This is a genomic window from Pseudomonas guangdongensis (assembly GCF_900105885.1).
GTDB lineage: Bacteria > Pseudomonadota > Gammaproteobacteria > Pseudomonadales > Pseudomonadaceae > Geopseudomonas > Geopseudomonas guangdongensis.
Genome location: NZ_LT629780.1, coordinates 3096625 through 3110142, shown reverse-complemented (window position 1 = coordinate 3110142; position 13518 = coordinate 3096625). Strand labels below are relative to the sequence as shown.

10 protein-coding genes and 1 tRNA gene are annotated in these 13518 nt (G+C 68.1%); 3 read left to right on the top strand and 8 right to left on the bottom strand.

Features of this window, described 5'->3' with window-relative positions; translation table 11 throughout:
* The first annotated feature begins 92 nt into the window (after positions 1-92).
* From hupB to BLU22_RS14475, 3 genes are all read left to right on the top strand, one after another.
* Entirely contained in the window at positions 93-365 is a 273-nt protein-coding gene (gene hupB / locus BLU22_RS14485) for a nucleoid-associated protein HU-beta (RefSeq protein ID WP_090215941.1), read from the top strand.
* Positions 366-416: 51 nt separating this feature from the next.
* Positions 417-493, top strand: a tRNA-Asp gene (locus BLU22_RS14480).
* Between the two features lie 100 nt (positions 494-593).
* Positions 594-2456: a SurA N-terminal domain-containing protein gene (locus BLU22_RS14475; RefSeq protein WP_090215938.1), complete on the top strand. Its 1863-nt coding sequence runs from the start codon at positions 594-596 to the stop codon at positions 2454-2456.
* 276 nt (positions 2457-2732) lie between these two features.
* Here the strand turns inward: BLU22_RS14475 and fabI are convergent, their stop codons facing one another.
* From fabI to gloB, 8 genes are all read right to left on the bottom strand, one after another.
* A complete protein-coding gene (gene fabI / locus BLU22_RS14470; protein ID WP_090215935.1) occupies positions 2733-3527 on the bottom strand; it encodes an enoyl-ACP reductase FabI in 795 nt (264 codons plus the stop codon).
* A complete protein-coding gene (locus BLU22_RS14465) occupies positions 3508-5151 on the bottom strand; it encodes an ABC transporter ATP-binding protein (RefSeq protein WP_090215932.1) in 1644 nt (547 codons plus the stop codon). Before BLU22_RS14465 ends, fabI begins: the two co-directional genes overlap by 20 nt.
* 4 nt (positions 5152-5155) lie before the next feature.
* Positions 5156-6175 carry an ABC transporter permease gene (locus BLU22_RS14460; RefSeq protein WP_090215930.1) on the bottom strand — a complete coding sequence of 340 codons (1020 nt, stop codon included), beginning with the start codon at positions 6173-6175 and terminating at the stop codon, positions 5156-5158.
* Positions 6176-6178: 3 nt separating this feature from the next.
* Positions 6179-7264, bottom strand: coding sequence for a microcin C ABC transporter permease YejB (locus tag BLU22_RS14455; RefSeq protein ID WP_090215927.1), 1086 nt, complete (start codon positions 7262-7264; stop codon positions 6179-6181).
* A 6-nt stretch (positions 7265-7270) separates the two neighbouring features.
* Entirely contained in the window at positions 7271-9103 is a 1833-nt protein-coding gene (locus BLU22_RS14450; protein ID WP_090215925.1) for an extracellular solute-binding protein, read from the bottom strand.
* Positions 9100-10929, bottom strand: a complete 1830-nt coding sequence (locus tag BLU22_RS14445; protein ID WP_090215923.1) for an extracellular solute-binding protein — start codon at positions 10927-10929, stop codon at positions 9100-9102. The genes BLU22_RS14450 and BLU22_RS14445 overlap by 4 nt, the downstream gene beginning before the upstream one ends.
* Before the next feature lie 102 nt (positions 10930-11031).
* Positions 11032-12597, bottom strand: coding sequence for a LysM peptidoglycan-binding domain-containing protein (locus BLU22_RS14440; RefSeq protein WP_090215920.1), 1566 nt, complete (start codon positions 12595-12597; stop codon positions 11032-11034).
* Between the two features lie 76 nt (positions 12598-12673).
* Positions 12674-13453 (bottom strand): hydroxyacylglutathione hydrolase, encoded by a 780-nt coding sequence (gene gloB, locus BLU22_RS14435; RefSeq protein ID WP_090215918.1) that lies wholly within the window; start codon positions 13451-13453, stop codon positions 12674-12676.
* Between the last annotated feature and the right edge of the window lie 65 nt (positions 13454-13518).

Sequence of the window (13518 nt, the reverse complement as noted above, 5' to 3'; positions counted from 1 at the left end):
AGCGGCCCCTCGTGTGTCGGCAAGCCGAGCCGCAACAGTTTTGCCAACACCTGATCAAGATACGAACTCAACAGGAATCAAGGGGACTTAGAGTGAACAAGTCGGAACTGATCGATGCCATCGCCGCATCTGCTGATATCCCGAAAGCTGTTGCCGGCCGCGCGCTGGATGCGGTAATCGACTCCATCACCGGTGCCCTGAAAGAGGGTGACTCCGTGGTTCTAGTCGGCTTCGGCACCTTCGCCGTCAAGGAGCGCGCCGCGCGTACCGGCCGCAACCCGCAGACCGGCAAGCCGATCGAGATCGAAGCGGCCAAGATCCCCGGCTTCAAGGCCGGCAAAGCCCTCAAGGATGCCGTCAACTAAGCGTCTTTCTGGCTTGAGTTCTTCCGGGGCCATGCAAGTGGGTCCGGCAGCGGAGCGGTAGTTCAGTCGGTTAGAATACCGGCCTGTCACGCCGGGGGTCGCGGGTTCGAATCCCGTCCGCTCCGCCACTTATCGAGAAGGCGCATCCTCGGATGCGCCTTTCTTTTATCTGCCACCGCCCCAGGCACGCATCGGTGTCGACAGGGCCTGGCCGAGTTTGGGGGCTGCATGCTTCAAAATATCAGGGACAACTCCCAGGGCTGGATCGCCAAGACGATCATCGGCGTGATCATCGTGCTGATGGCGCTGACCGGCTTCGATGCGATCATGAACGTCGCCAGCAACAGGAACGAGGCGGCCGAGGTGAACGGCGAGCCCATTGCGCTGGGTGAGCTGAGCCGTGCGGTGGATATGCAGCGCCGGCAGCTGCAGCAGCGTTTTGGCGGTCAGTTCGACGCCTCTCTGCTGGATGAGAAGCTGCTGCGCAGCAGCGCGCTGGATGCGCTGATCGAGCGCAAGCTGTTGCTGCAGGGCGCTGCGCAGGCCGGCTTCGGCTTTTCCCAACCGGCGCTGGATCAACTGATCCTGCTGACGCCCGAGTTCCAGCAGGATGGCAAGTTCTCCGCCGAGCGCTTCGACCAGGTGATTCGCCAGATGGGCTACGACCGCCTGCAGTTCCGCCAGCTGCTGGAGCAGGAAATGCTGATCGGCCAGCTGCAGGCCGGTCTGGCCGGCAGCGGCTTCGTCACCGAGGAGGAAGTCCGCGCCTTCGCCGCCCTGGAGCGGCAGACCCGCGACTTCGCCAGCCTGACGCTACAGGCCGACAGCGCTGCGGTGAGCATCTCCGACGAGCAGCTCAAGGCCTACTACGACGAGCACGCCAGCGAGTTCATGACCGCCGAGCAGGTGCGCATCGAGTATGTCGAGCTGAAGAAGGAGCGCTTCTTCGATCAGGTCGAGGTATCCGCCGAGGAGCTGCAGGCCGAGTACGAGAAGGAAATCGCCAACCTTGGCGAGCAGCGCAAGGCCTCGCACATCCTGCTGGAAACCGGCGATGCGCTGAACGACGAGCAGGCCCGCGCCAAGCTTGAGGAACTGCGTCAGCGCATCCTCGCCGGCGAAGACTTCGCCGCGCTGGCCAAGGAGTTCTCCAACGATCCGGGCTCGGCGGCTGCCGGCGGCGATCTCGGCTATGCCGGTCAGGGCGTCTACGACGTGGCGTTCGAGGAGGCCCTGTTCGCCCTGCAGGTGGGCCAGGTTTCCGCCCCGGTGAAGAGCGAGTTCGGCTGGCACCTGATCCGGCTGGACGATATCCAGGCCGCCGAGGTGCCGAGTCTGGACAGCCTGAAGCCGCAACTGGAGCGCGAGCTGAAGACGCAGAAAGTGGAGCAGCGCTTCGTCGAGGTGACCAAGGAACTCGAGGATGCCGCCTTCGAATCCGCCGACCTGCAGCAGCCGGCCCAGGAACTGGGGCTGGAAGTGCGCGAAGCTGCTCCCTTCGGTCGTGAAGGCGGCGAAGGCATCGCCGCCAACCGTCAGGTGGTACAGGCCGCCTTCAGTACCGAGGTGCTGACCGAGGGCGCCAACAGCGCCGCCCTGGAGCTGGACCCCGATACCGTGGTGGTGCTGCGGGTCAAGGAGCACCGCAAGCCCGAACAGCAGCCGCTGGAACAACTGGCCGATACCCTGCGCGACAAGCTGCGCCGCGAGCAGGCCGCCGAGCAGGCCAGGCAGCGTGGCGAAGCGCTGCTGGCCGAGCTGCGCGAAGGCAAGGCGCCGTCCGTTGTCGGCGAGTGGCAGAGCCATGCCGCGACCGGTCGCGATCAGGAGGGCGTCGATCCGCAACTGCTGGAAGCCCTGTTCCGTATGCCCAAGCCGGCGAGCGCCGAGCAGCCGAGCTTTGCCGGTCTGTCGCTGGCCAACGGCGACTATGTGGTGCTGCGCCTGCAGGGTGTCGGCAGCGCCGGTGCCGAGCTGGGCGCCGAGGAGCTGGCCATGTATCGCCGCTTCCTCGCCTCGCGCAGCGGCCAGCAGGACTTCCAGGCCTTCCAGCGCCAGTTGCGCGAGCAGGCCGAGATCGAGCGTTTCTGACCCCGTACGGTCCCGCTACCGCCCGCACGACGCCTCCGCAAGGGGGCGTCGTGCTTTTTGGGGTATGGAGCGTCCAGGCTGGACGGGGCGATATGTCATCGCGGGTTCGCGCGCTGGCTGTCTGCGGCGTGTCCCTAGGTGTGGGGTTGCACCAGCGTGCCCAGCGCCGTTGCGGCGTAGCCGGTGGGGGAGGAGGAGAGGCGCCGGCCCGTGCGGGCCGGCGCGGGGCGCCAGGTTGCGCAACAGCGCCGCCGTGGCTGGCTGTTGCGCCGGGCCTTAGTCTTCCAGGGCGCCCATGGCGGTGGTGTTGAAGCCGCCGTCGACGTAGAGGATCTCGCCGCTGATGCCTGAGGCCAGGTCGGAGCAGAGGAAGGCGCCGGCATTGCCGACTTCCTCGATGGTCACGTTGCGGCGCAGCGGGGTCTGGCGCTCGTTGGCGGCCAGCATCTTGCGGAAGCTGGCGATGCCGCTGGCGGCCAGGGTGCGGATGGGGCCTGCGGAGATGCAGTTGACGCGGGTGCCTTCCGGGCCGAGGCTGCCGGCCAGGTAGCGCACGCCGGCTTCCAGCGAGGCCTTGGCCATGCCCATCACGTTGTAGTTGGGCATGGTGCGCTCGGCGCCCAGGTAGGACAGGGTCAGCAGGCTGCCGTTGCGGCCTTTCATCATCTCGCGGCCGGCCTTGGCCAGAGCGACGAAGCTGTAGGCGCTGATGTCGTGGGCGATCTTGAAGCCTTCGCGGGTGGTGACTTCGGTGAAGTCGCCGTTGAGCTGGTCGCCCGGGGCGAAGCCGACCGAGTGGACGATGCAGTCCAGGCCGTCCCACTTCTTGCCCAGTTCCTCGAACACGCGGGCGATGTCCTCGTCGTTGGCCACATCGCAGGGGAAGCACAGGTCGGCGCTGGAGCCCCAGCCGGCGGCGAATTCCTCGACGCGACCCTTGAGCTTGTCGTTCTGGTAGGTGAAGGCCAGTTCCGCACCTTCGCGGTGCATCGCGGCGGCAATGCCGGAGGCGATGGACAGCTTGCTGGCGACGCCGACGATCAGCACGCGCTTACCGGTGAGAAAACCCATGTGTACTTCCTCTTTCTGGTTGATCGGCAGGGCTCGGCGCCATGAAGGCCGCTTCGAGCAACTGCTGGGTATAGGGGTGCTGCGGGGCGCGGAAGATCGCGCCGGCCTCACCCTGTTCGACCACCTTGCCGTGCCGCACCACCATCAACTGGTGGCTGAGGGCGCGGACCACCGCCAGGTCATGGCTGATGAACAGGTAGGTCAGGTTGTATTTGCGCTGCAGGCTGCGCAGCAGTTCGACCACCTGGCGCTGCACCGTGCGATCCAGGGCCGAGGTCGGCTCGTCGAGCAGGATCAGTTGCGGCTTGAGCACCAGGGCGCGGGCGATGGCGATGCGCTGGCGCTGGCCGCCGGAAAACTCGTGAGGATAGCGGTGTCGGCTCTCGGGATCGAGTCCCACCTCGCCGAGCACCTCGATGATCGCCCGCTCGCGCTCCTCCGGGGTGCCGATAGCGTGGATCTCCAGACCCTCGCCGATGATCTGGCTCACCGACATGCGCGGGCTGAGGCTGCCGAAAGGGTCCTGGAACACCACCTGGATCTGCCGGCGCAGCGGGCGCACGGCCTGCTGGTCGAGGCCGTCGATGCGCCGACCGGCGAAGTGGATGGCGCCCTGGCTGGCGATCAGGCGCAGGATCGCCAGGCCGAGGGTCGACTTGCCCGAACCGCTCTCGCCGACGATGCCCAGGGTCTGACCCTGGGGCAGGCTGAAGTTGACCCCGTCGACCGCCTTGACGTGATCGACGGTGCGGCGCAGCAGGCCCTTCCGGATCGGGAACCACACGCGCAGGTCCGCGGCTTCGATCAGCGTCGCGCCGGGCGGGTTGTCGGCGGGGATGCCATCGGGATCGGCGCCGAGCAGTTCGCGGGTGTAGGGGTGCCGGGGATTGTCGAACAGCTCGGCGCAGGGGCCCTGCTCGACCAGGTGGCCGCGCTGCATCACGCAGACGCGGTGGGCGATGCGCCGCACCAGGTTGAGGTCGTGGGTGATCAGCAGTAGGGCCATGCCCAGGCGTGCCTGCAGCTCCTTGAGCAGGTCGAGGATCTTCAGCTGCACGGTGACGTCCAGCGCGGTGGTCGGCTCGTCGGCGATGAGGATTTCCGGCTCGTTGGCCAGCGCCATGGCGATCATCACCCGCTGGCGTTGGCCGCCGGACAGCTCGTGGGGGTAGGCCTTGAGACGCTTGGCCGGTTCGGGGATGCCGACCAGTTCGAGCAGCTCCAGCACCCGCGCGCGCGCCGCCTGGCCGGTGAGGCCCTTGTGCAGGGCGAGCACCTCGGCGATCTGCTTCTCCACCGTATGCAGCGGATTGAGCGAGGTCATCGGCTCCTGGAAGACCATGGCGATGCGGTTGCCGCGAATCGCGCGCAGGCGCCGTTCCGGCAGCCTGAGCAGATCCTCGCCGGCATAGCGGATGCTGCCGCTCGGATGGCTGCTGCTGCGCGGCAGCAGGCGCAGGATGGAGTGGGCGGTCACCGACTTGCCCGAGCCGCTCTCGCCGACCAGCGCCAGGGTCTCGCCGCGGCGGATGTCGAAGCTGACCCCGTGCACCACGGTCTGTGGCGCGCCGCCGTGGCCGAAGGCCACCTGCAGGTCGCGGATCTCGATCAGGGGTTCGTTCATCGGCTCATTTCCTCGGGTCGAAGGCATCGCGCGCCGCCTCGCCGATGAACACCAGCAGGGTCAGCATCAGCGCCAGCACGGCGAAGGCGCTGATCCCCAGCCAGGGCGCCTGCAGGTTGGACTTGCCCTGGGCGACCAGCTCGCCCAGCGACGGCGAGCCGGGCGGCAGGCCGAAGCCGAGGAAGTCCAGGGCGGTGAGGGTGCCGATGGCGCCGGTGAGGATGAACGGCATGAAGGTCATGGTCGAAACCATGGCGTTGGGCAGGATGTGCCGGTACATGATCGCGCCGTTGCCCATGCCCAGGGCGCGGGCGGCGCGCACGTATTCCAGGTTGCGCCCGCGCAGGAACTCGGCGCGCACCACGTCGACCAGGCTCATCCAGGAGAACAGCAGCATGATGCCGAGCAGCCACCAGAAGTTCGGCTCGACGAAGCTGGCGAGGATGATCAGCAGATAGAGCACCGGCAGACCCGACCAGATCTCCAGGAAGCGCTGGCCGATCAGGTCGACCCAGCCGCCGTAGAAGCCCTGCAGCGCGCCGGCGGCGACGCCGATCAGCGAACTGGCCAGGGTCAGGGTCAGGGCGAACAGCACCGAGACGCGGAAGCCGTAGATCACCCGCGCCAGCACGTCGCGGCCCTGGTCGTCGGTGCCCAGCCAGTTGTCCGCCGAGGGTGGCGCCGGGGCCGGCACCTTGAGCTCGAAGTTGATGCTGTCGTAGCTGTAGGGGATCGGCGGCCAGAGCATCCAGCCGCCCTTGGCCTCGATCAGCTCGCGCATGTACGGGCTCTTGTAGTCGGCCTCCAGCGGGAACTCGCCGCCGAAGGCGGTCTCCGGGTAGCGTTTGAGCACCGGCACGAACCACTGGCCGTCGTGGCTGACCAGCAGCGGCTTGTCGTTGGCGATCAGTTCGGCGCCGAGGCTCAGCACGAACAGGCCGAGGAACAGCCACAGGCCGTACCAGCCGCGCTTGTGCGCCTTGAACTGGGCGAAGCGCCGCCGGTTGATGGGGGAGAGCGCCATGCTTCAGCCCTCCCGGCTTTCGAAGTCGATGCGCGGATCGACCAGGGTGTAGGTGAGGTCGCCGATCAGTTTCACGATCAGTCCCAGCAGGGTGAAGATGAACAGGGTGCCGAACACCACCGGATAGTCGCGGTTGATCGCCGCCTCGAAGCTGAGCAGACCGAGGCCGTCGAGGGAGAAGATCACCTCGATGAGCAGGGAGCCGGTGAAGAAGATGCCGATGAACGCCGAGGGGAAGCCGGCGATGACGATCAGCATGGCGTTGCGGAACACGTGGCCGTAGAGCACGCGGCGCTCGGAGAGGCCCTTGGCGCGCGCGGTGATCACGTACTGCTTGCCGATCTCGTCGAGGAAGCTGTTCTTGGTCAACAGGGTCAGGGTGGCGAAGTTGCCGATCACCAGCGCGGTTACCGGCAGCGCCAGGTGCCAGAAGTAGTCGGCGATCTTGCCCCACAGGCTCAACTCGTCGAAGTTGTTCGAGGTCAGTCCGCGCAGCGGGAACCAGTCGAAGTAGCTGCCGCCGGCGAACAGCACGATCAAGAGGATGGCGAACAGGAAGGCCGGAATGGCGTAGCCGACGATGATCGCCGTGCTGGTCCAGACGTCGAAGGCGCTGCCGTGACGCATGGCCTTGGCGATCCCCAGCGGGATCGACACCAGGTACATGATCAGCGTGCTCCACAGCCCCAGCGAGATCGACACCGGCATCTTCTCGACGATCAGCTCGGTGACCGTGGCGTCGCGGAAGAAGCTCTGCCCGAAGTCCAGCTTCAGGTAGTTCTGGATCATGATCCAGAAGCGCTCGCTGGCCGACTTGTCGAAGCCGTACATGCGCTCGATTTCCTTGACCAGTTCGGGATCCAGACCCTGGGCGCCGCGGTAGGCGGAGCCGGCCGCCGCCACCTCGGCGCCGTCACCGGCGATGCGCCCGGTGGCGCCACCGGCAGCGGCGTCGAAGCCTTCCAGCTTGGCGATCATCTGTTCCACCGGCCCGCCCGGGGCGGCTTGGATGATGATGAAGTTGATCAGCAGGATGCCGAACAGGGTCGGCACGATCAGCAGCAGGCGACGGAAGATGTAGGCCAGCATGCGCGGTTACTCCCGGGCGCCGGCGGTGGCCGGCGCGGAGGCGGTGTCGCGCTGCCACCAGGTGTGCAGACCGATGTCGTACAGCGGGGTGACGGCCGGATGGGCGAAATGGTCCCAGCGTGCCACCCGCCAGGTCTTGATGTGCCAGTTGGGCACCACGTAGTGGCCCCAGAGCAGCACGCGATCCAGCGCGCGGGTGTGGGCGATCAGGCTGGCGCGGCTGTCGGCGGCGATCAGGCCTTCCACCAGCGCGTCGATGGCCGGGTCCTTGAGGCCGATCAGGTTGCGGCTGCCGGGATTGTCGGCGCTGCTCGAATGCCAGTACTCGCGCTGCTCGTTGCCCGGCGAACTGGACTGGCCGAAGCTGCCGACCACCATGTCGAAGTCCCGCGAGCGCAGGCGGTTGATGTACTGGGATACGTCGGCGCGGCGGATCTGCAGCTCGATGCCGAGGCTGGCCAGGTTGCGCTTGTAGGGCAGCAGCACGCGCTCGAACTCGACTTGGGCGAGGAGGAACTCGATGCTCACCGGCTGACCCGTGGCGTCGAGCATGCGGTCCTTTTCCAGGCGCCAGCCGGCCTCTTGCAGCAGCTCGAAGGCCCGTCGGCGCTGCTCGCGGATCACCCCGCTGCCGTCGCTCTGCGGCGGGCGGTACTCGGCTTCGAAGACCTGCGCCGGCAGTTGCCCGCGCCAGGGTTCCAGCAGCTTCAGTTCGTCCGCGCCGGGCAGGCCGCGGGCGGCCAGTTCGGAGTTCTCGAAATAGCTGTGGGTGCGGATGTAGGCGCCGTGGAACAGCTGGCGGTTGGTCCACTCGAAGTCGAACAGCAGGCCGAGGGCCTCGCGCACCCGCGCGTCCTGGAACTGGGGGCGGCGCAGGTTGAAGATGAAGCCCTGCATGCCGGTCGGGTTGTGGTTGGCGATCTCTTCCCTGATCAGGCGGCCGTCGCGCACCGCCGGGGTGTCGTAGGCGGTGGCCCAGTTCTTCGCGCTGGTCTCGATCCAGAAATCGAACTGCCCGGCCTTGAGCGCCTCCAGGGCTACGGTGTTGTCGCGGTAATAGTCGATCACCAGGCTGTCGAAGTTGTACTGGCCGCGGTTGACCGGCAGGTCCTTGCCCCACCAGTCCGCGACCCGCGTGTAGCGGATGCTGCGCCCGGCCTGTACCTCGGCGACCCGGTAGGGGCCGCTGCCCAGCGGCGGCTCCAGGCTGGTGCGGGCGAACTCGCGGCCTTCCCAGGCGTGTTGCGGCAGCACCGGCAGCTGGCCGACGATCAGCGGCAGCTCGCGGTTGCCGGCCTGGCGGAAGTCGAAGCGCACGGTATGGCGGTCCTCGGCCACCGCCTTCTCGACGTCGGCGTAGTAGGCCTTGTACTGCGGCGCGCCGTCCTTCATCAGGGTGTCGAAGCTGAACACCACGTCGGCGGCGGTCACCGGCGCGCCGTCGTGGAAACGCGCTTCCGGGCGCAGGCGAAAGCGCACCCAGCGGTTGTCCGCGGCCTTCTCGATGCGTTCGGCGAGCAGGCCGTATTCGGTGAACGGCTCGTCGAGGCTGCGTTTGGTCAGGGTGTCGTAGACCAGACCGATCTCGTCGGCGGCCACGCCCTTGTTGATGAACGGGTTGAGGCTGTCGAAGCCGCCGAAGCCGGCCTGACGCAGGGTGCCGCCCTTGGGGGCGTCGGGGTTCACATAGTCGAAGTGGGCGAAGCCAGCGGGGTACTTGGGTGCCTCGTCGTAGAGGGTCAGGGCGTGGCGGCCGGCAGCGCTGGCGTTGAGGACGCCGGCGAGCAGCAGGACGCTGCCGGCGGCGATGCGGCGGATGCCGCGCAGGAAGGCGCTCATCGGGCAGTCTCCGGAGTCTTGAGCCACCAGGCCCGCAGGCCGAGGGTATAGGGCGGCGTGGTGACGTGGGCGAAGCGGTTGCGCCAGGCCAGGCGGTGGTGGTCGCTGTACCAGTTGGGGATGCTGTAGTGCTGGCTGAGCAGCACCCGGTCGAGGGCGCGGGCGGCCGCCACCTGTTGCTCGCGGCTCTGCGCGGCGAGCAGCCTGTCGAGCAGGGCGTCGACCACCGGATGGTTCACGCCAGCATAGTTGCGGCTGCCGCGCACGGCGAGCTGGCTGGAGTGGAAGTACTGCCACTGCTCCAGCCCGGGGCTGAGGGTCTGCGGCAGGGTCATCAGGATCATGTCGTAGTCGAAGCCGTCGATGCGCTGCTTGTACTGGGCACGGTCGACGGTGCGCAGGCTGGCGCGGATGCCGAGGCGCGCGAGGTTGTCGCGGTAGGGCTGGAGGATGCGCTCCAGGCTCGGGTTGACCAGCAGGATCTCGAAGCTCAGCGGCTGGCCGCGGCCGTTGACCAGGCCGGCGGCGGAGGATTTCCAGCCGGCGGCGGCGAGCAGGTCGAGGGCGCGGCGCAGGGTTTCGCGCGGGATGCCGTGTCCGTCGGTCCTGGGCATCTGCGGCGCCGCGGTGAACAGCCCGGCCGGCAACTGCTTGCGGTACGGCGACAGCAGCAGCCATTCCTCGCCCTGGGGAATGTCCCGGGCGGCGAACTCGCTGTTGGGGTAGTAGCTGGTGGCGCGGCTGTAGGCGCCGTTGAACAGCGTGCGGTTGCTCCACTCGAAGTCGAACAGCAGGCCCAGCGCCTCGCGCACCCGCACGTCGGCGAAGGCCGGGCGGCGGGTGTTCATGAACAGCGCCTGGGTCTGGGTGGGAATCCGGTGGGGGATTTCCGCGCGCAGCACCTCGCCGCGCTGCAGGGCCGGGAAGTCGTAGCCGTTGGCCCAGTTCTTCGCCTGGTTCTCGATGTAGAAGTCGAATTCGCCGGCCTTGAACGCCTCGAAGGCGACATGGTTGTCGCGGTAGAACTCCACCTCGACGCGGTCGAAGTTGTACTTGCCGCGATTGACCGGCAACGACGCGCCCCACCAGTCCCTGACCCGCTCGAACACCAGGCGTCGTCCCGGCACCACCTGGGCGATCCGGTAGGGGCCGCTGCCCAGCGGCGGCTCGAAGGTGGTGGCCTTGAAGTCGCGGCCGCTCCAGTAGTGCTGAGGCAGCACCGGCAGCTCGCCGAGGCGCAGGATCAGCAGCGGGTTGCCGCTGCGCTTGAACACGAAACGCACCCGCTGGCGGTTGAGGATGTCGACCCGCTGCACTTCCTGCAGGGCGGTGCGGTACTGCGGGTGTCCCTCGCGGCGCAGCAGGCGGTAGGAGAAGGCCACGTCGTAGGCGGTGATCGGCTTGCCGTCGTGGAAGCGCGCCTCGGGGCGCAGGTTGAACACCGCCCAGCTGCGGTCCTCGCTGTACTCCACCGAGGCAGCAACCAGCCCGTAGCTGGAGGTCGGCTCGTCGCCGGAGGGGTCGTAGAAGCCGGTGCCGACCATCAGCGGCGCGTTCAGCTCGCTGATGCCGTACTGGACGAAGTTGCCCGTGGCGCTCGGGCTGGTGCCCTTGAGGGTGTAGGGGTTGAGGGTGTCGAAGGTGCCGGCGCCCATGATGCGGATGCTGCCGCCCTTGGGGGCGTCGGGGTTGACCCAGTCGAAGTGGCGGAAGCTGGCCGGATACTTCAGCGCGCCGAACTGGGCGTAGCCGTGGCTTTCCGTGATGGCGGCAGCAACCGGCAGGCAGGCAGCCAGACCGAGCAGCAGGGCGAGGAGACGACTCATCGGGTGAGGTCCGGTCCGTGGCATTCTTGAAAAAGGGGCGAGCTACAGTAACAGCTTGTATCGGCAGGAAAAAGGGCGGCTCCGGGGCGCGCCCCGCGGCCTTCAGCGGCGCTGCAGGTAGAGGGTCAGCACCTGCCCGGGTTTGATCCGCGAGCCGAGTCTGGGGTTCCAGCGCTTGAGGTGCTGCATGTCGACCGAGAAGCGCTGGGCGATGGCGTACAGCGAGTCGCCGCTGCGTACCTTGTAGTAGGTGGCCGAGGACTTGCCGGGCGCCTGGCCAGTGGCGGCGCGGCCGCCCTGCAGGGCGAGGGTCTGGCCGGCGCGCAGGCTGTGGCCCTTGAGGCGGTTCCAGCGCTGCAGGTCGGCGACCGCCACGTTGTGGCGCTTGGCGATGTCCCACAGGTTGTCGCCGCTGCGCACCCGGTAATGGCTCGGCCGGGGGGCGGCGACCGGCTTGGCCGGCGCGCGCTGCTCGCGGGCGTACAGGGGTGTCTGCGGCGTGCCGGGCGCCTGGGGGATCAGCAGCGACTGGCCGACCCGCAGACGGTTGCCGTTGAGGCGGTTGATGTCGCGCAGGGTGGCGACCGTGACATGGTGGCGGTTGGCGATATCGTGCAGGCTGTCGCCGCCGCGCACCCGGTAGTTGCGCCACTGCACCTGGCTGCTCGGCGGCAGGTTGGCCAGGCTGGCGCTCAGTTCCTCGGCCTTGTCCACCGGCACCAGCAGGTGCTTGGGCCCGTCGAGGGTGATGCGCTGCTTGAAGGCCGGATTGAGCTGGAACAGCTCGTCCTCGTCCATGTCGGCCAGGTCGGCGATGCGCGACAGGTCGAGCTGGTGGGCGATGGCGACCTTCTCGAAATAGGGTTCGTTGGCGATCGGCGCCAGGCGCACGCCGTAGCTGGCCGGCGCCTGGATGATCTGCGACACGGCGAGCAGCTTGGGCACGTAGTCCTGGGTTTCCCGCGGCAGCGGCAGGTTCCAGTAGTCGGTGGGCAGGCCCTGGCGGGCGTTGCGCTCGATGGCGCGGCTGACCGTGCCTTCGCCGGCGTTGTAGGCGGCCAGCGCCAGCAGCCAGTCGCCGTTGAACATGTCGTGCAGGCGCTTGAGGTAGCTGATCGCCGCATTGGTCGAGGCGGTGATGTCGCGGCGGCCGTCGTACCAGTTGGTCTGGCGCAGGTTGAAGTGGCGGCCGGTGGAGGGGATGAACTGCCAGAGGCCGGCGGCCTGGGCCGGCGAGTAGGCCAGCGGGTTGTAGGAGCTTTCGATCATCGGCAGCAGCGCCAGCTCCAGCGGCATGTCGTTCTCTTCGAGGCGCTCGACGATGTAGTGGATGTAGGGGCCGCTGCGCTCGGCGATCTGCTGGATCGAGGCCGGGCGGCTGGCCAGGCCGAAGCGCTGGCGCTCGATGCGCGGGTGGGTGCCGATCTGGTCCTGCAGGCGGTAGCCGGCGCGGATCCGCTCCCAGATGTCGCGGGCCTCGCGGGGCCGCTGCAGGCGGTTGTCCCACTCCACCGGCGGCTCGACGGCCACGGCGCGGTCGGTGTCGCGACCGGCGTCGCCGCCGCGGCTCTGGCAGCCGGCCAGCACCAGCAGCAACGCGACGAGCAGCAGCCGGCTCAGCCTGTACAGGGAGGACGGGGCGCTGCTCGGGTGCGTTGGCGGTGGCATCGGCGGGCGATTTCCCTGATCAAAAGTCGGGGGATTCTAGGAACCGCCCCGGGGAGGGTCAAGGTTTCGCCGCCGTTCAGAAGACGTCCTTCCAGGCCCGCAGCGCGGCAAACACCTCGGCATGCGTCTCCAGCGGGCGTCCGGCGCGGACCTCGGCATTTCGTCGGATTGCCGTTTCGCCGGTGCGCAGGAACGGGTTGATGGCCAGCTCCAGCGCCAGGCTGGACGGCAGGGTCGGCTGGCCGGCGGCACGCTGTGCCGCGGCGCGCTGCTGGTACTCTTGCAGGGCGGGATTGTCCGGCTCCACCGCCAGGGCGAAGCGCAGGTTGCTCAGGGTGTACTCGTGGGTGCAGCAGACGCGGGTCTGCGCCGGCAGGGCGGCGAGGCGCTGCAGCGAGGCGTGCATCTGCTCGGCGCTGCCCTCGAACAGCCGGCCGCAGCCGGCGCTGAACAGGGTGTCGCCGCAGAACAGCAGCGGCTGCTCGGCGTCGCCGCCGAACAGGGCGATGTGCCCGGCGGTATGCCCCGGCACCTGCAGCACCTGCCAGTCGCGCTCCAGTACGCGCAGCGTCTGGCCGTCCTGCAGCGCCAGGTCGCGGCCGGGGATGTTCTCCAGCGCCGGGCCGCAGACCCGCGCGCCGGTCGCCGCCTTGAGGGCCTGGATGCCGCCGGTGTGGTCGCCGTGATGGTGGGTGATCAGGATGTCGACCAGCCGACAGTGCGGGTGCTCGGCCAGCCAGGCCAGCACCGGCGCGGCGTCGCCGGGGTCGACCACCGCGCAGTGGCCGAGCGCGGCGTCCTGCAACAGCCAGATATAGTTGTCGTCGAAGGCGGGCAGCGGGGTGATCTGTATCATGGGCGGTGGAGTCGTTATGCTGAATCGGTTCGGCATAGTAGGCATCTGACCGGCGACATGCCAGA